Annotated in this window: 13 protein-coding genes; 2 read left to right on the top strand and 11 right to left on the bottom strand. The window is 71.1% G+C overall.

Going from position 1 to position 17023, the window contains the following annotated elements; translation table 11 throughout:
• Positions 1 to 109: 109 nt before the first annotated feature.
• From RIC31_RS22400 to RIC31_RS22385, 4 genes are all read right to left on the bottom strand, one after another.
• Positions 110 to 1066 (bottom strand): TAXI family TRAP transporter solute-binding subunit, encoded by a 957-nt coding sequence (locus RIC31_RS22400; RefSeq protein WP_350113201.1) that lies wholly within the window; start codon positions 1064 to 1066, stop codon positions 110 to 112.
• A gap of 199 nt (positions 1067 to 1265) precedes the next feature.
• Complete coding sequence (locus RIC31_RS22395) at positions 1266 to 2594, bottom strand: sigma-54-dependent transcriptional regulator (RefSeq protein ID WP_350113198.1); 1329 nt, start codon at positions 2592 to 2594, stop codon at positions 1266 to 1268.
• Positions 2591 to 4396: a sensor histidine kinase gene (locus RIC31_RS22390; protein ID WP_350113195.1), complete on the bottom strand. Its 1806-nt coding sequence runs from the start codon at positions 4394 to 4396 to the stop codon at positions 2591 to 2593. The genes RIC31_RS22395 and RIC31_RS22390 overlap by 4 nt, the downstream gene beginning before the upstream one ends.
• Positions 4393 to 4758, bottom strand: coding sequence for a hypothetical protein (locus RIC31_RS22385; RefSeq protein WP_350113192.1), 366 nt, complete (start codon positions 4756 to 4758; stop codon positions 4393 to 4395). Before RIC31_RS22385 ends, RIC31_RS22390 begins: the two co-directional genes overlap by 4 nt.
• Here RIC31_RS22385 and RIC31_RS22380 point away from each other — a divergent pair.
• Positions 4757 to 5212, top strand: coding sequence for a cache domain-containing protein (locus RIC31_RS22380; RefSeq protein WP_350113189.1), 456 nt, complete (start codon positions 4757 to 4759; stop codon positions 5210 to 5212). The genes RIC31_RS22385 and RIC31_RS22380 overlap by 2 nt on opposite strands.
• Before the next feature lie 65 nt (positions 5213 to 5277).
• On the top strand, positions 5278 to 6966 hold the full coding sequence (locus tag RIC31_RS22375) for a methyl-accepting chemotaxis protein (RefSeq protein ID WP_350113186.1): 1689 nt from the start codon (positions 5278 to 5280) through the stop codon (positions 6964 to 6966).
• A 172-nt stretch (positions 6967 to 7138) separates the two neighbouring features.
• Here the strand turns inward: RIC31_RS22375 and RIC31_RS22370 are convergent, their stop codons facing one another.
• The 7 genes from RIC31_RS22370 to RIC31_RS22340 form a co-directional block, all read right to left on the bottom strand.
• Positions 7139 to 10387 (bottom strand): error-prone DNA polymerase, encoded by a 3249-nt coding sequence (locus RIC31_RS22370; RefSeq protein WP_350113183.1) that lies wholly within the window; start codon positions 10385 to 10387, stop codon positions 7139 to 7141.
• A 229-nt stretch (positions 10388 to 10616) separates the two neighbouring features.
• A complete protein-coding gene (locus RIC31_RS22365) occupies positions 10617 to 12080 on the bottom strand; it encodes a DUF6504 family protein (RefSeq protein WP_350113180.1) in 1464 nt (487 codons plus the stop codon).
• Between the two features lie 73 nt (positions 12081 to 12153).
• Positions 12154 to 12888 (bottom strand): ImuA family protein, encoded by a 735-nt coding sequence (locus RIC31_RS22360; RefSeq protein ID WP_350113177.1) that lies wholly within the window; start codon positions 12886 to 12888, stop codon positions 12154 to 12156.
• A 391-nt stretch (positions 12889 to 13279) separates the two neighbouring features.
• The gene (locus tag RIC31_RS22355) at positions 13280 to 13663 is read right to left on the bottom strand and encodes a RidA family protein (RefSeq protein ID WP_350113174.1); all 384 of its coding nucleotides are present in this window, start codon (positions 13661 to 13663) and stop codon (positions 13280 to 13282) included.
• A gap of 89 nt (positions 13664 to 13752) precedes the next feature.
• Positions 13753 to 14562 carry an SDR family oxidoreductase gene (locus RIC31_RS22350; protein WP_350113171.1) on the bottom strand — a complete coding sequence of 270 codons (810 nt, stop codon included), beginning with the start codon at positions 14560 to 14562 and terminating at the stop codon, positions 13753 to 13755.
• Positions 14563 to 14725: 163 nt separating this feature from the next.
• Complete coding sequence (locus RIC31_RS22345) at positions 14726 to 15943, bottom strand: ABC transporter substrate-binding protein (protein WP_350113168.1); 1218 nt, start codon at positions 15941 to 15943, stop codon at positions 14726 to 14728.
• Between the two features lie 38 nt (positions 15944 to 15981).
• Positions 15982 to 17019, bottom strand: coding sequence for a branched-chain amino acid ABC transporter permease (locus RIC31_RS22340; RefSeq protein WP_350113165.1), 1038 nt, complete (start codon positions 17017 to 17019; stop codon positions 15982 to 15984).
• Positions 17020 to 17023 lie beyond the last annotated feature (4 nt).

Below are 17023 nucleotides of genomic sequence, written 5' to 3'. Positions count from 1 at the left end.
CGCCCGGTTCCTTCCCCGAAGATCTTCTTGATGGCTTTTCTTGTCGTTCTGCGACGGATCCTCCGCCCGCCGGACCTCGTCGATCCGGCGGGCGGCGTCCGTGCGGGCCTTACATCAGGCCCTTTTCCTTGTAGTAGCGGGCGGCACCCGGGTGCAGCGGCACCGGCATGCCCTCGAGCGCCTTCTCCAGCTTGATCGCCGCCGCCGCCTTGTGGGCCGCGACCATGTCCGGGAGGTTCTCGAACATCTGCTTGGTCATCTGGTAGACCATCTCCTCGGACACGCCCTCATGGGTGACCGCGAAGTTCACCACCGCGACGGTGGCGACGTCGGCGTCCTGGCCGCTGTAGGTGTTGGCCGGGATGGTGGCGCCGATGTACGGGGCGCCCAGCTTGGCGACCATGTCCGCGGGCACCGCCACGACCTGGATCGGCACCGAGCTTGCGAGGTCGCGGATCGAGGCGACGCCGAGGCCGGCGGACTGCAGGGTGGCGTCGAGCTGGCGGTTCTTGATCAGCTCGACCGACTCCGCGAACGGCAGGTACTCGGTCTTGGCCAGGTCCTTGTAGCTCATGCCGGCGGCCGCCATGATCGCCCGGGTGTTCAGCTCGGTGCCGGACTTCGGCGCCCCGACCGACAGGCTCTTGCCCTTCAGGTCGGCCAGCGACTTGATGCCGGACTCCTTGGACGCGACGATCTGGATGTAGTTCGGGTACACGGCGGCGATGCCGCGGATCTTGTCGAGTTTGGTCTTGAAGCCGGCATCGGCGTCGCCGGCCCAGGCCAGCTTCAGGGAATCGCCGAGGGTCAGCGCGAACTCGCCCTTGCCGGCCTGCAGCAGGTTCAGGTTCTCGACTGAGCCCTTGGTCGACTGCACCTGGGTGCGGGCGCCGTCGATCTTGTCGCCGTAGATCTTCGCCAGCGCCACGCCCAGCGGGTAGTACACGCCGGCGGTGCCGCCGGTCAGGATGTTGATGAACTGGTCGGCCTTGGCGGTCGCCGCGCCGGCCCCCACCGTGACGGCCATGGCGCAGGCGAGCAGCGCGCCCTTCATGCGGAACGTCATTGATATCCTCCCGAGGTTCTCGTTCGAGCGGCAGGTCTCCGCCGCCGACGGGCCGCAGGGGCAATTGCCTTGCCAACCCGCGCCGAAGGACCGGGCGGATTGTTTATCAAGGGCTTAGTCGTGACATCCGACGTGACCGCCGGTGGTGCCGGGCGGCTATCCGCCCCGCCGCCGCCCGGCCGGGCGAAAGTCCGCCCCATTAAACCGCGCGCTTCAGGCCGTAGCGCGCAATCTTCTCGTTCAGCGTGCGGCGCGGCAGGCCGAGACGTTCGGCCGCCTCGGCGGTCGACCAGCCGGCGGCTTCCAGCGCCTCGCGGATCCGCAGGGCCTCGAACCGGGCGACCTCGTCGGGCAGGCTGAGGCGGGCATCCGGCGCCGCCGGGCGCGGCGGCCGGTGCATGGCCAGGGCCGCGCGCTCGGCCTGGGCCTTCAGTTCACGCACGTTGCCGGGCCACGGCCGGACCTCGATCTCGGCCAGGTCGGCGGCCGTCGGCGGGCGCGCGCCGAGTCCGAACCGGCGCTCGGCGTCGCCCAGGAACTTGCGGTACAGCAGGGCGATGTCGTCGCGGCGCGCGCGCAGCGGCGGGATCGCCAGCTCGACCGTGGCGAGCCGGTAGTACAGGTCGGCGCGGAACCGACCGGCCTGGCTCTCCGCCAGCAGGTCGACCTTGGTGGCGGCGACGAACCGGACGTCGAGCGCGACCTGCCGGTTGCCGCCGATCGGCTCGACCAGGCGCTCCTGGATCGCCCGCAGCACCTTGGCCTGCAGCGCCGGCGGCATCGATTCGATCTCGTCCAGGAACACCGTCCCGCCGCTCGCGAAGGCGAGCTTGCCGACCCGGTCGGCGGCGGCCCCGGTGAAGGCGCCCCGGACATGCCCGAAGATCTCGCTCTCGAACACCGATTCCGGCACCGCCGCGCAGTTGATGGCGACGAAGCTGCCGGCGGAGCGCGGCCCGAGGTCGTGCAGCGCCCGCGCCACGATCTCCTTGCCGGTTCCGGTCTCGCCGACCACCAGGACGTCGACGTCGATGCCGGCGAGCTGCAGCACGCGCTCGCGCAGCTCGGCGATCGCGGCGGAGGTCCCGACCAGCCGGTCCTCGATGGCGCGGCGGTCGCCGGCCCCGGCGCGCAGGCGGCCGAGCTCGGCCGCCTGCCTTCGCTGCCGCACCGCCCGGTCGAGCACCGCCACCAGATGGTCGGCGTCGTAGGGCTTCTCCAGGAAGTCGTGGGCGCCGCGCCGCATCGCCTCGACCGCTGCGCCCACGTCGCCATGGCCGGTCAGCAGCACCACCGGCAGCTCGGGCTCTAGACGGGCGACCGTGTCGAGCACCGCCATGCCGTCGCCACCGGGCATCCGCAGGTCGGTGACCACCACGTCGAACGGCCGGCCGGCGAGCTCGGCCTCGGCCGTGCCGGCGCCGTCGGCGGTCGCGACCGCGAAGCCGGACAGCGCCAGCCACTCGGCGGCCGAGTTGCGGACCGCGGCCTCGTCGTCGACCACCAGCACGGCGCCGCGCCCGGTCATTCGGCGGCCTCGGCTGCGGTCTCGGCGGCGGCGATCCGGCCGACCGCAGGCAGGCGCACCGTGAACACGCTGCCGCCGCCCGGATTGCCGGCGAAGTCGAGGCTGCCGCCCAGGTCCTCGACGATCGCCCGCGAGATCGCCAGGCCGAGGCCCAGGCCCTCGCCGGTCTCCTTGGTGGTGAAGAACGGCTCGGTGATGCGGTCGCGCAGGGCCTCGTCGACCCCGCTGCCGTTGTCCAGGACGGCAATGCTGACGGTGCCGTCGGCCGTGGCGAGCGAAACCCGGACCGACGGCTCGGCGGCGGCCTGCACCGCGTCGAGGGCGTTGACCAGCAGATTCAGGACCACCTGCTCCAGCCGGACCGCATGCCCGAGCACCGCCGGCACGGCGGCGGCATCGACCGCGATCTCCAGTCCCTGGTCGCGGGCCCGGTGCTGCGCTAGCTCGACCGCCGCCTCGACCGCCCGGGCCGGGTCGACCGGGCCGGCGCCGCCGCGGTCGCGGCGGGCGAAGCTCTTGAGGTGCCGCACCGTGCGCTGCATCCGGCGCACCAGGTCGCGGGCCGCGCCGACGGTCCGCTTGACGTCGTCCGGGGTGCCGCGGTCGGCCAGCAGGGCGGTCGAGGCCAGCGTCGTCTCCATCGCCGCGAGCGGCTGGCTGACCTCGTGCACGATGGCGGTCGACATGCGGCCGAGCGCCGCCAGCTTGGCGGCCTGGATCAGGTCCTCCTGGGCGTCGCGCAGCTCGGCTTCGGCGCGCCGGCGTTCCTCGACCTCGCGGGCCAGTTCGCGGGTCCGTTCGGCGACCCGGCGCTCCAGCGCCGCATGGGCGTCCAGGGTCATGCGCACGATCTGCCGGCGCTGGCGGAGATACAGCACCACCGCGGCCGCCAGCAGCGCCCCGGCCGTCGACAGCAGGGCGGCCAGGCGGGCCTGGCTGAGTACCGGGGCGAGCGAGGCGGTCGCGAACAGCTGCCAGCCCTCCGGGGCGATCCGGCGGCGGCGCAGCAGGTAGTCCCCGCCGGCGTCGGACACGGCCTCGGCCTCGTCGCCATAGGGCGTTCCGGCGGTCAGCGGCGGGGTGGCGACCAGCCGGACGCCGTCATACTGCCGGGCCTCGAGGATGTTCGCGAGGGCCTGGTCCGGCAGCGGGTCGAGCAGACGGTATTTCCAGGGCAGGTGGCCGGTCAGGAAGATCACCCCGGCCGGATCTGCCACGCCGGCCCGTTCCCCGGCCCGCGACCAAGCCAGCTCCAGCGGCGCCATGTCGACCTTCACCACCGCGACCCCCAGCGCGCCGGACCCGGTCGCGATCCGGGACGCCAGGAAGTAGCCGGGCTTCCCGGTGGTCACGCCGACCGCGTAGAAGCGGCCCTCGCCCTTGGCGAGCGCGTCCTTGAAATACGACCGGAAGCGGTAGTTGCGGCCGACGAAGCTGGTCTCCTCGGCCCAGTTGCTGGCGGCCAACGTGGTTCCGTCGGCGTCCAGCACGTACAGTTCGTCGGCGCCGGCATGGTCGCGCAGCCGGGTCAGGAAGCGGTTGGCGACTTCGATCCGGTCCGGGCTGCCGTCCCGGTCGATCAAGGCGGTCACCCGCGGATCCAGCGCCAGCACGCCGGGCAGGTATCGGAACCGCTCGACCTCGCTGAGCACGGCGCGACCCGTCACCGTCAGCTTGTCGGCAAGCGCCCGCGAAAGGCGGGCCCGGCCGGCGTCCACGGTGATCTGCCAGACCGCCGCCGACAGGGCCATGACGCCCACCGCGACCGTCAGCGCGACCACGATGCTGCGACGTCCGATCATGGCGGCATTGATAGATCAAATTGGCCGCCGGGAGTGAAGTTTCGTCGACACCTGCGAAGGGTTGCTCCGCCTGTAGGGGTCGTTCCGTCCCGTCTCGGAATCACAATCAAAAAGAGAGAAAATCTCAAAAATGCAGCAATGTGAGATTGATCATTTTGGTTAATGCTGCGTTCATCAATATTCGATAAAATACGAATGAAATAAAATGAAATAATGACGGTGATATTGAACCGGTTTCGCTTAAACCAACTGTTAATATCTGCTGCAGTATTGACCACTCCAAGCACGCTCCCTTGAGCGCAGCGGAATCCGATCGATCCGCGACTCCAGCAGTCGCCCAAACCCAGGATGGGAGGAACCATGTTCTCCAAGCTGCTCGCCGGCACTGCCGGTCTGTTTCTCGCTCTGGTCCTTGCCGTGGCGCCGGTCGCCGCGGCCGAGCAGGGCAGCGTCGACGAGGCGAAGGCGATGGCCGAGAAGGCCGCCGCCCTGCTCAAGGCCGAAGGCAAGGACAAGGCGTTCGCGGCGTTCAACGGCGACGCCGCATACAAGGATCGCGATCTCTACGTGTTCGTGGTCGACAATGCCGGCGTCACCGTGGCGCATGGCGCCAACGCCGGGCTGATCGGCAAGAACCTGATGGAGGTCCGCGACCCGTCGGGCAAGCAGTTCGTCAAGGAGATGACCCAGATCAAGGACAATGGCTGGGTCGACTACGTCTGGCAGAACCCGGCGAGCAAGAAGGTCGAGCCGAAGCGCTCCTATGTGATCCGCGAAGGCGACGTGGTGGTCGGTGTCGGCGCCTACGTGAAGTGAAGGAAGCGAAGGGGGCGGGCGCGGTGTCCGCCCCTTCTTCGTCCGAATACCGGGAGGTCACAGCCGTGAAGTCGATAAGCAACGCGTCCATTCTGATCAAGTCCCTGGTGTCGCCGGTGCTGGCGACCGTGATGATCGTCGTGATCGCGGCGGTCTTTACCGGGGCCTATCTGGAAGTGCGGGAGGAAACCGGCAAGCAGGCCCACATCTCCGCGCTTCGGGTCGACCTGCAGGACGTTGTGCTCGGCTTGTCCACGGCGCATCTCGAGACACTGAAGGCCACGAGCTGGAAGCAGAGCCAGGTCCAGGACGAGCTGATCGCCAAGGTCATCGAGTCGGCGCGCGGGACCCTGGATCAGGTACAGGCCCGGCTGGCGACGCTTGCAGCCGGCGAAGCGGGGTCAGAACAGGCCGAGGTGGCCAAGGTGACCGAGCTCTTCGCGGCCTACCGCCAGGCCGCCGAGCAGACCCTCGACACGATTCCCGCCGACGCGTTCATGGCGGTGATGTTCCTGAACGACACCGAGCTGCGGCAGGGCGAGCTGGTCAAGGCGACCCAGGCGCTGCTCGACAAGGTCGTGCGGCAGGACGCCGCGGTCGCGGAGGCGGTCAAGTCGTCGCTCAACGTCACGCTGATCGCGGTGCTGGCGAGCGCCGGCATCGGTGCCGTGCTGTCGGTCGGCGTCGCGATCCTGCTGGGCCGCGCCATCGCCCGCCCGACGCTGGCGCTGACGGAGTCCATGAGCCGGCTGTCCGAGGGCGACACCGACGCCGAGATCACCGGCGGCGACCGCGGCGACGAGATCGGCCGGATGGCGCGGACCGTCCAGGTCTTCAAGGACAACATGATCCGCAACGTCGAACTGAGCCGGCAGGCCGCCGAGGAACAGAAGGAGCGCACCGCGCGGGCCGAACGGCTCGAGCGCCTGACCGCCGGCTTCGACGCCAAGGTCCGCAACCTGCTCGAGGTCCTGGCGACTGCCGCGAGCGACATGAACAGCACCTCCGCGACCCTGACCGACGCGGCCGGCGCCACCAATTCCCAGGCGGTGTCGATGGCGGCGACCGCCAAGCAGATGTCCGGCAACGTCCAGACGGTGGCGGCGGCGGCCGAGGAGCTCGGCCATTCGATCAGCGAGATCAGCCAGCAGGTGCAGCGGCAGTCCGGCATGGCCCGCAGCGCCTCGGACGCGGCCGAGGGCAGCCGGCAGCAGGTCCGCGAACTGTCGCAGCAGACCGAGCGGATCGGCGAGGTCGTTAAGCTGATCACCGACATCGCCGAGCAGACCAACCTGCTGGCGCTGAACGCCACCATCGAGGCCGCGCGTGCCGGTGACGCCGGCAAGGGCTTCGCGGTGGTGGCCTCCGAGGTGAAGTCCCTGGCGACCCAGACCGCCAGGGCGACCGAGGAGATCGCCAGCCAGATCCAGGCGGTGCAGTCGCAGACCAGCTCGACCGTCCAGGCCATCGAGTCGATCGTCGGCCTGATCCACGAGATGACCGAGATCTCGGCGTCGGTGGCGTCGGCGGTCGAGGAGCAGAACTCGGCGACCCAGGAGATCGGGCGCAGCGCCCATCAGGCGGCGCAGGGCACCGAGGAGGTGACCGGCGGCATCGAGGCGATGACCCGGGCCGCCAGCAGCACCGGCTCGGCCTCGGGCGAGGTCGCGGCGGCGGCCGGCAAGCTGTCGGAGAACACCGGCACGCTGAACCAGTTGGTCGACGGCTTCCTGTCGGACGTCAAGGCGGCCTGAACGGGGCGGGGTCGGGTTCCGGGGCGCGCTTCGCTCGCCCGGAATGACGAAGAGGGGGGCGAGCGGTTCCCCGTTCACCCTCTTCCTGACGTCATTCCGGACGGGCACGCCCTCGGCGTGGCCGAGCCGGATCGCGCTTCGCTTGCGATGCCGTGGTCCGTTGCCCTCCCGTTCACTGGAAGTTCCGGCCCTTCGGCAGCACGCGCACGTCGCGCGGATGGCGGCGCGGGTTGTCGGTGGACCGGCCGGTCGGCCGGGGCGCCGCCGGGGCCTCCGGGTCGGCCAGCACGTCGAACAGCTCGGCGCTCAGGTCCTCGAAGCGCCGGACCACCACGTGGATCACCTCCTGCTCCCTCTGCAGCATGCCCTCGGCGACCACCAGCCGGCCGGACAGCACGGTCCGGCGCCACTGCTCGAACACCGTCGGCCAGACGATGGCGTTGGCGATGCCGGTCTCGTCCTCCAGGGTCATGAAGATCACGCCGCTGGCGGTGCCGGGGCGCTGGCGCACCAGCACCAGGCCGGCGACCCGCACCGGGCGGCCCGCCGGATGCTCCGCCAGGGCGGCGGCGCGCACCACCCGGCGGGCGGTCAGGCGGCTGCGCAGGAACGACACCGGGTGGGCCTTCAGTGACAGGCTGAGCGCCCGGTAGTCCTCGACCACATGCTCGCCGAGCGGCATCGCCGGCAGCGCGATCTCGGCCTCGTCCTGCAGCACCGCCACCGGCCCGTCGTCGGGCGAGGCGAACAGCGGCAGGTCCTCGACGGCGCCGCGCCCGCCTTCGCTTCCTCCCAGCCCCTGCACCGCCCAGAGTGCGGCGCGACGGTCGAGCCCGATCGACCGGAAGGCGTCGGCGTCGGCCAGCCGGGTCAGCGCCCGCACCGGCAGGCCGGTCCGGAAATACACGTCGCGCACGCTGTCGAAGCCGCGCCCGCGCACCGCCGCCAGCCGCCGGCCGGCGGCCTCGCCCAGGCCGTCGACCTGGCGCAGGCCGAGCCGCAGGGCCAGCCGGCCGCCGCCCGCCGGCGTGGTCCCGCCGCGATGCGCCGCCGGCTCCAGCGAGTGGTCCCAGCCGCTGTGGTTGACGTCGACAGGCCGGACCTCGCCGCCGTGCTCGCGCAGGTCGCGGACCAGCGACGAACTGGAGTAGAAGCCCATCGGCTGGGCGTTCAGGATCGCGCAGGTGAAGACGTCCGGGTAATGGCATTTCAGCCAGGACGAGGCATAGGCCAGCAGGGCGAAGCTGGCGGAATGGCTTTCCGGGAAGCCGTAGTCGCTGAACCCCTCGATCTGCCGGAAGCAGCCCTCGGCGAACTCGCGCGGATAGCCGTTGCCGACCATGCCGTCGATGAAGCGGTCCCGGAACCGGCCGATGTCGCCGTTGCGCTTGAAGGTCGCCATGGCCCGGCGCAGGCGGTCGGATTCCGACGGCGTGAAGCCGGCGCCGACGATGGCGATCTTCATCGCCTGCTCCTGGAACAGCGGCACGCCCATGGTCTTGCCCAGCACCGCGTCGAGCTCCGGCGACAGGGTCTGCACCGGCTCCAGCCCCTGCCGGCGGCGCAGATAGGGATGCACCATGTCGCCCTGGATCGGCCCGGGCCGGACGATCGCGATCTCGATCACCAGGTCGTAGAAATTCGCCGGGCGCAGCCGCGGCAGCATCGACATCTGGGCCCGGCTCTCGATCTGGAACACCCCGACGGTGTCGGCCTTCTGGATCATCGCGTAGGTGCGGGCGTCCTCGCGCGGCACGGTGGCGAGGCCGAGGTCGCGGCCGTAGTGCTCGCGCAGCAGGTCGAGGCCCTTGCGCAGGCAGGTCAGCATGCCGAGCGCCAGCACGTCGATCTTCAGGATGCCGAGCTCGTCCAGGTCGTCCTTGTCCCACTCGACCATGGTGCGGTCGGCCATGGCGGCGTTGGCGACCGGCACCAGTTCCTCCAGCGGGCCGCGGGTGATGACGAAGCCGCCGACATGCTGCGACAGGTGGCGCGGGAAGCCCATCAGCTCGCGCGCCAGCCGCAGGGCCTGGCCGAGCCGGACATCCGAGGGGTCGAGCCCGGCGTCGGCGATCTGCTTCGCGCCGATGCCGTCGGACGACCAGCCCCAGACGGTGCCGGCGAGTGCCGCGATCACGTCCGCCGACAGCCCCATGGCCTTGCCGACCTCGCGGATCGCGCTGCGGGTGCGGTAGCTGATCACGGTGGCGGTCAGCCCGGCGCGGTGCCGGCCGTATTTCGCGTAGATGTACTGGATCACCTCCTCGCGGCGCTCGTGCTCGAAGTCGACGTCGATGTCCGGCGGCTCGTCGCGGTCCTCGGAGATGAAGCGCTCGAACAGCAGGTCGACCTCGGTCGGGTTGACCGCGGTGATGCCGAGGCAGAAGCAGACCGCCGAGTTGGCGGCCGAGCCGCGGCCCTGGCACAGGATCGGCGGATCGAGCGAGCGCGCGAACCGGACGATGTCGTGCACGGTCAGGAAGTACGGGGCGTAGTTCTTGGCGGCGATCAGCTCGAGCTCGCGCCGGATGGTGTCGCGCAGGGCGGCGGTCATGCCGGGCAGCCGTTCGGCGGCACCCAGCCAGGTCAGCCGCTCCAGCTCCGCCTGCGGGCTGGCGCTGTCGCCGGCCGGTTCGTCCGGGTATTCGTAGGCCAGCTCGTCCAGCGAGAACCGGCAGCGATCGGCGATCTCCAGGCTGCGCGCCACGGCGTCCTCGCAGCCGGCGAACAGGCGGCGCATCTCGTCGGCCGGCTTCAGGTGACGCTCGGCGTTGGCCTCGAGCCGGAAGCCGGCCGTGTCGATGCTGCAGTGCTCGCGGATGCAGGTCAGCACGTCCTGCAGCGGCCGGCGCTCGGGGGCGTGGTACAGCACGTCGGATGTCGCCACCAGCGGCGTGCCGTGGGCCTCGGCCAGCGCCCGCAGGCGGGCCAGCCGGGGCCGGTCGTCGCCGCGCCGCGGCAGCGAGGCGGCCAGGTACACGGCATCGGGGCAGGCGGCGGCCAGGCGGGCGAGGCCGGGCGCGACGGCGTCGACCCGGTCATAGGGCGGCATGACCACGAACAGCTGGCCGTCCCGGAACTCCAGCACGTCGTCGAGGCCCAGCCGGCACTGGCCCTTGGGTGCCCGGCGGTTGCCGCGGGTCAGCAGCCGGGCGAGCCGGCCATAGGCGGCCCGGTCGGTCGGCAGGCACAGGGTCTCGAAGCCGTCCTCCAGCACCAGCCGGGTGCCGACCACCAGCCGCATCCCGCGCTCCCTGGCGGCGCTGTGCGCGCGCACCACGCCGGCGAGCGTGTTGCGGTCGGCGATCCCGACCGCGGCGAGGCCGAGGGCGGCGGCGGTCGCCACCAGCTCCCACGGATGCGAGGCACCGCGCAGGAAGCTGAAGTTGCTGGCGACGGCCAGTTCGGCGAAGCCGGTCATGGGGGACACCGCGGTTCGTGCGTCCCGCTGCGCCCGTCGCTTCGTGGGGTCCGGATCGCCCGCGCCACAGCGCAGCCGTCCGGAATGACGAAAGAAAAGGGGAGGGAAGGCGTACTTCGCCCCCCTTCCCCCGTCGTCATTCTGGAGCGAACCGCCGGAGGCGGGTTGCATCCGGAACCCACGGAGCGACGGGCGCAGCGGCCGGGTGCGGAAAGATGCATCCGCGCGCTCACCCGTACACCCCGTGCAGAAACCAGCGCGGGCTGTCGCCCGGCCGGTCGTACAGGCCCTCGCGATACAGCCAGAAGCGGTGGCCCTCGGTGTCCTCGACCCGGAAATAGTCGCGGGTGGTGCGGCTGCCGGTCCCGGCCCAGGGCCGCCACCATTCCGGGGCCAGCCGCTCAGGCCCGTCGGCCCGGGCGACCCGGTGGGTACGGCGGCGCCATTCGAACAGCATCGGCGGCCCGTCCGGCACCTCGGCGAGCGTGGTGACCGGGTCCGGCGGCAGGACCAGCAGCAGCGGCCGGCCGATCTGGCGGCCGCCCTGCAGGGCCCGCAGATGCGCCGGCCAGTCCTGCGGGCGGGCCGCATCCAGCACCGGCACCGCCCGCACCGCGCGCTCGGGAACCGTACTTTCCCGAGGGACGTAGCGCACCACCCGGTCGAAGCCGAAGCGGTTGCCGAAGCGGTCGAGCAGGCGGGCGACCTCGTCCGGGTGACCGCCGGCCCGGTCGGCGTCGGCGATGCCGAGCCCGTCCTGGCAGGCGATCGCCGGCTCCACCGCCAGCGCCCCGAGCACCGCCAGGTCGAAGCCGAAGCCGGCGTCGAGTTCCTCGACCTCCGCATCCAGCCGCTCGCGGAACAGCCTGACCATGTGCGCGGCCTCGCGGCACAGCGCGCTGGTCCGCACCGTCGTCTCCCGGACCCGGCCGTCGACCCGGTACAGCCGCAGGTCCAGGCGGCGGGCGCCGACGCCGGCGTCGGCGAGCCGGGCGGCGAGGCCGTCGGCCAGTTCGGCGACCGTGCGCTCGACGTCGGCGCGCAGCACGATCGGCTCGGCGAACACCCGGCGGGCCTCGTGGCGGGGCGGCGGGGCCAGGCCGTGCACGGTCTCTGCCTGGCGGCCGAGCGCCTGGTCGAGCCGGGTGACGAGCCGGGGCCCGAAGCGGGCGGCCAGCGGCGCCGCCGGCTTGCCCAGCAGGTCGCCGACCCGCTTGAGCCCGACCCGCGACATCGCCTCCACGACGCTCGTGCCGAGCCGGAGGGCGGCCAGCGGCAGCGGCGCCAGGGTCTCGGCGAGCGCGTCGTCGGGAACGATGGCGCGGGTCCCGACGCCGTGGCGCGCGACCGCCCAGGCCGCCCCCGGGGTCGGGGCGGCGGCCAGCCGCGCGGTCAGGCCGAAGTCGGCGAGCCGGCCGGCGATATCGCCGAGCATGGCGGCCTCGCCGCCGAACAGATGGGCGCAGCCGGTGATGTCGAGGACGATGCCGTCGGGAGCGTCGGCGGTCGGGGTATCGACCGCTGTCCAGGGGCTGTAGCGGCCGCACCAGAGCGCCAGGCGGCCGAGGGCGGCGGCATCGCCGTCGGGGTCGGCGGGCGCGACCGCCAGCGCCGGGCACAGCGCGCGGGCATCGGCCAGCGCCATGCCGGGCGTCACCCCGGCGCGCTCGGCCGCCGCTGCGACGGCGGTCACCCGCAGGCCGTGCCGCGACGGCTCGGCCAGGGCCTGGAGGGGTTCGGGCGGGTAGGCATGGGACGGGGAACCGTCAGGCGGCGCGCCATCCCGTGGCGGCCTGGGGGCGGACGGCGGTTTGCGGAACCGGCGCTCGATCGGCCAGCGGGGCAGCCAGATGGAAACGAAGCGTCTCATGATCCCACTCGACCAGCCAGTCGTGCGGCCGGCCCCTCTTGCAGCGCAGCAGTTCGACATGCCAGCGCGGCGGGCCGAGCCCCGGCATCGCATGGCCGGGGTGGCGGACCGGCACGCTCGGCCGGGCGGCCACCGCCCATCGGGTGGCGGCGGCGGTGGTGCCGGCGGCATCCGTGGCGCCGCCGACGGCGCGCAGCACGATCGCGGTGCCCCCGCCGGCGGCGGCGCGCAGCGACAGCCGGCGGCTGGCGGTGAAGTCGTAGCGCCTGCCGTCGCGCGCCAGGATGCCGAGGACGGCGGCGAATCCGGGGGTCGCCAGGCCCTCCTCCAGCGCCCACAGCACGTCCTGCGCGGTGCCGACGGCCAGGTGGATCAGCCGGCCCGGGTCGAAACCGGCGGCGGCCAGGCCGGGCGGATAGGCGGTGCCGTGCCGGCCGGGATCGCGGGTCGTGGCCCACAGCACCGGTCCCGGCCGGGCGGCCGCGATGCGGGCCAGCAGGCCGAGCCCGAAGCCGAGGGTCGCGGCCATGTCGCCGGGGCCGGCGGGGACGATCTCGTGCACCACGCCGAGTTCCAGCCCGCCCTCGGGCAGGGCGGCGTCCAGCCGGGGCTCGCCGAGCGGAACCGCCACCGGCCCGCGGCGCGCGGCCGGCGACGGGCGTCGGGGCGGGTCCTGACGGCCGGTGGGGGGCGATGAGCTGAGGCGCTTCATATTCATGATCTGTTCTAGTTCTGGCTATGGACCGGCCGCGTCGGGAAATGCATCGAAGTCGGCGCGATGCGGCAGGGAGTCAGAATGAGAACAAATAAAGAACATTTCAAGCAAAAAACACTGAGCCCAGAGTCTATCCATATGTAGTAATTGATAAAGTGGAAGGTGCCATCGATTGCGGGTGGATGACCCTTCCGCTCGGCAACGGCGATCCGCCCGGCCGCGGCCCGTTGCGCCCGGCCGGCCGATTCCATGGATCGCAGCCGGGTCGAGGACGCCTCGCCCTACGCGGCCGGCCTCGTCGAGCGGTTCACGCGCCGATATACGCGACCGCCTCGATCTCCACCGTCATGCGGGGATCGACCAGGGCCGAGACCTCGACCAGGGTCGATGCCGGCCGGTGCTCGCCGAAATAGCGCTGGCGGACCGGGTTGATGCGGGCCCGCTCGGCGATGTCGGTCATGAACACCTGGACCTTGACGATCTGGTCCGGCCGGCCGCCGGCGGCGCGCAGGCAGGTGTCGATGGACTCCAGCGCGATCTCGAACTGCCCGACCGTGTCCTCCGGGATGCTGCCGTCGGCGCGCATGCCGACCATGCCGGACAGCCAGATCCAGTCGCCGGCCTTCACCACGTGGCAGTAGTGGCTGACCGGCACCATCTGGCCCGCCACCATCAGTCTCTCGATCGGCATCGCATATCCTCCGCTACGGGAACGCCCGGAGGGAGCGTGGCGCCGGCGGCCGGGCCGGGCAAGCGCAACCCGACCCGCCGCCGGTTGCGTCAGGTCCTGTTGACCGACACGCCGCCGTCGGCCAGCAGGGCGCTGCCGGTGGTGAAGCCCGAGGCGGCGGAGGCCAGGAACAGCACCGACCCGGCGATCTCGTCCGGGGTCGAGGTCCGCTTGAGGGCGTGCAGCCCCTCCACGAATGCCCAGCCCTCTTCGGTGTCGATCATCTCGCGGGCCATCGGGGTGTCGGTGCCGCCGGGCAGGACGGCGTTCACCCGGACGCCGCGGGGCCCGAACTCGACGGCGAGCGCCTTGGTCAACCCGATCATCCCGGCCTTGGCCGCCGCGTAGGCCGCCACCCCCGGCATCCCGGCGGTGTGGCCGACGAAGGACGAGGTGAAGATCAGCGACCCGCCGCCGCGTTCCAGCATCGCCGGAACCTGGTGCTTGGCGCCGAGGAAGGCGCCGGTGAGGTTGACGTCCAGGGCGTTCGTCCAGTCGGCGCGCGAGACCGTCGGTGTCGGTCCCATCGGGCCGAGCGTACCGGCGTTGTTGAACGCCACGTCGAGGCCGCCGAACCGCTCGACGGCGATGCGCACGAGCGCCTCGGCGAAGGCCTCGTCGCGGACGTCGCCGGCGACCGCGACGGCGGTCCCGCCCTCGGCCTCGATCCCGGCGACCAGGGTCTCCAGTTCCGGCAGGCGGCGGGCGGCGACCACGACCTTGGCGCCTTCCCGGGCGAACAGCCGGGCCGATGCCCGGCCGATTCCGGAACTCGCTCCGGTGACGATGGCGGTCTTGCCGGCAAGTGCGCCGCGGCGCGGCGCCCCGGCGGTATCGGTGCGGGTGGTGGCGTCGGACATCGGTGTCTCCCGTTGCAGGCCGGGCAGGGGTGCCCGGTCCGGCGACGGTCGTCGATGCGACGGCCGGCTTCACTCCGCGGCTTGCCGCGCAATTCGCGAAGCCATGGAAAAGGGCCGCCGGAAGGATCCGGCGGCCCTGGAGGTCAGGAGTGGACTTCTGTCGTCAGCTGCCGGCTTCGCCGCTCAGGATCTCCCCGAACAGCTCCCAGCTGGTGCCATTGAACTTGGCCAGCTGCATCTGCTCGATCGGGAAGAAGTCCTTCGGGCCGGTGTTGACCTTGATGCCCGGCAGCAGCATGCCGAGCTCGAGGTCCTTGATGCTGGCCGCCTGCTTCATGAGGTTGGCGCGGGTCAGGTCGTCGCCGCACTGCTTGAGGGCCTGCACCATGGTCTGGGCCACCGAATACCCGTAGACCGTGAACGAGGACTTCTTGTCGCCGTCCGGATAGTACTTGTCCATGAAGGCGCTCCACGTCTTGTACGCGGCGTCGTCCTTCCACTGCGGGTCGGTCGGGTCCTTGGTGTAGAAGGTCGAGATGATGCCGACGCCGTTGTCCGCGCCGGCCGGGTTCATCACCGAGCCCACCGAGTTGGAGACGTTGTTCAGGAAGTGGGTCGGCTTCCAGCCGAGCTCGGCGATCTTGCGGATCGCCTGGGCCGCGAACTTCGGCGTGGTGACGTTGAAGAACACGTCGGCGCCGCTGGACTTCAGCTTGATGATCTGCGAGTCGATCGTCGGCTCGGTGGTCTCGTAGCTCTCCTCGGCGACGATCATCTTGCCGGCCATGCTGCCGAGGCCGTCCTTCATGCCCTTGACGTAATCCTTACCGTAGTCGTCGTTCTGGTAGAGGATCGCGATCTTGGCGTTGGGCATGTTCTTCTTGATGTAGGCCGCGTAGATCCGGCCCTCGGTCTGGTAGTTCGGCTGCCAGCCCATGGTCCACGGGAAGTTCTCCGGATCGCCCCACTTGGTGGCGCCGGTCGCCACGAACAGCTGCGGCACCTTCTCGCGGTTCATGTAGGCGTGCACGGCCGAGTTGGTCGGGGTGCCGAGCGACTGGAAGATGGCGAGCACCTTTTCGCTCTCGACCAGCTTGCGGAACTGCTCCTTGGTCTTCGGCGGGCTGTAGCCGTCGTCCAGCGAGACGAAGTTGATCTTGCGGCCGTTGATGCCGCCTTCCTCGTTCACCTTGTTGAAGTAGGCGGCGATGGTCTTGCCGATCTGCCCGTAGGCAGAGGCCGGACCGCTATACGGGTTGGTGTTGCCGATCTTGATCTCGGTGTCGCTGGCACCGTCGTCGTATTTCCCGGCTGCGACCGCGGCCGCGGGCAGTGACAGGCTGGCGGCCGTAAGCAAGGCGAGTGCTGTTCTTCTGTTCATGGCATTTCCTCCTTCCAGACGCGCTGATCGGCGATTCTTCACGCCTTGTTGTTGTCTTGGTCGAACCGTCGCTGCAAATGGGTGACCGCGAGGCGGACGAGCCCGGATGCACCGGACGGCATCAGGTAGATGACGAGCAGGATGATCACGCCGAACAGCACCCCGGCCAGGCCGGTGGAGATGCCCTCGGCCAGGTTCGGCACGTACAGCACGAAGGCGCCGCCGATCACCGCGCCCGGGATCCAGCCGACGCCCCCGACCACCAGCCCGATCAGGAAGTAGACCGAGAGCAGGAAGGTGAAGCTGTCGGGGGCCACGTACTCGACGACGATCGCGCTGAGCGCGCCGGCGACCGCCGTCAGCAGGGCGCTCACCCCGAAGGTCAGTGTCTTGTACAGGGCGGTGTTGACGCCCATGGTCGCGGCCGCGATCGGGTTGTCGCGAATCGCCATGATCGCCCGGCCGGTCCGGCTCCGGATCAGGTTGTGGGCCATCCAGAAGCAGAACAGCGCCACCGCCAGGGTGACGAAGTACCACCACTGGTCGACACTGAGCGGCAGGTCGAACGGGGCCGAGTCCTTGAGCAGATTGATGCCCTGGACGCCGCCGGTGAAGTCCTCGAAGTGGTTGTACTTCAGAAGCTGCGGGGTCGCGACCGACAGCGCGAAGGTGGCCAGCGCCAGGTACAGCCCGCTCAGCCGCAGTGCCGGGAACCCGAACAGGAAGCCGGCCGCGAAGCCGAACAGGCCGGCGACCGGGATCGTCAGGTAGGACGAGACGCCGAAACGCTCGATCATGATCGCCGCGGTGTAGGCGCCGATCGCGAAGAACGCACTGTGCCCGAGCGAGAACTGGCCGTTGAAGCCGGTCAGGATGTTGAGCCCGAGGATGGCGATCGCGTAGATCAGCACCAGGGTGATCTGGAAGGTCTCGAAGCTGCCCAGCCCGAAGGGCAGCGCGACCGCGGCGAGCAGCAGCACCGCCGAGATCGCCAGGCGCCAGCCGCCGGCGGTGAGGCCGGCGATCCGCCGCATCGGGTCCACGGCCCGGCCCGTGGCTTCGGATTCAGCCGCCATCGCC

The sequence above is a fragment of the Thalassobaculum sp. genome (genome assembly GCF_040219615.1).
Lineage (GTDB): Bacteria > Pseudomonadota > Alphaproteobacteria > Thalassobaculales > Thalassobaculaceae > Thalassobaculum_A.
This window is presented reverse-complemented; position numbering and strand designations above follow the sequence as displayed.

What these genes read in the sequence shown, in the direction of transcription:
- RIC31_RS22380 (WP_350113189.1), top strand. Translation starts at nt 4,757, where the DNA reads ATGTTCTCCAAGCTGCTCGCCGGCACTGCCGGTCTGTTTCTCGCTCTG.
- RIC31_RS22340 (WP_350113165.1), bottom strand. Translation starts at nt 17,019, where the DNA reads ATGGCGGCTGAATCCGAAGCCACGGGCCGGGCCGTGGACCCGATGCGG.
- RIC31_RS22400 (WP_350113201.1), bottom strand. Translation starts at nt 1,066, where the DNA reads ATGACGTTCCGCATGAAGGGCGCGCTGCTCGCCTGCGCCATGGCCGTC.
- RIC31_RS22385 (WP_350113192.1), bottom strand. Translation starts at nt 4,758, where the DNA reads ATGGTTCCTCCCATCCTGGGTTTGGGCGACTGCTGGAGTCGCGGATCG.
- RIC31_RS22350 (WP_350113171.1), bottom strand. Translation starts at nt 14,562, where the DNA reads ATGTCCGACGCCACCACCCGCACCGATACCGCCGGGGCGCCGCGCCGC.
- RIC31_RS22370 (WP_350113183.1), bottom strand. Translation starts at nt 10,387, where the DNA reads ATGACCGGCTTCGCCGAACTGGCCGTCGCCAGCAACTTCAGCTTCCTG.
- RIC31_RS22345 (WP_350113168.1), bottom strand. Translation starts at nt 15,943, where the DNA reads ATGAACAGAAGAACAGCACTCGCCTTGCTTACGGCCGCCAGCCTGTCA.
- RIC31_RS22395 (WP_350113198.1), bottom strand. Translation starts at nt 2,594, where the DNA reads ATGACCGGGCGCGGCGCCGTGCTGGTGGTCGACGACGAGGCCGCGGTC.
- RIC31_RS22390 (WP_350113195.1), bottom strand. Translation starts at nt 4,396, where the DNA reads ATGATCGGACGTCGCAGCATCGTGGTCGCGCTGACGGTCGCGGTGGGC.
- RIC31_RS22355 (WP_350113174.1), bottom strand. Translation starts at nt 13,663, where the DNA reads ATGCCGATCGAGAGACTGATGGTGGCGGGCCAGATGGTGCCGGTCAGC.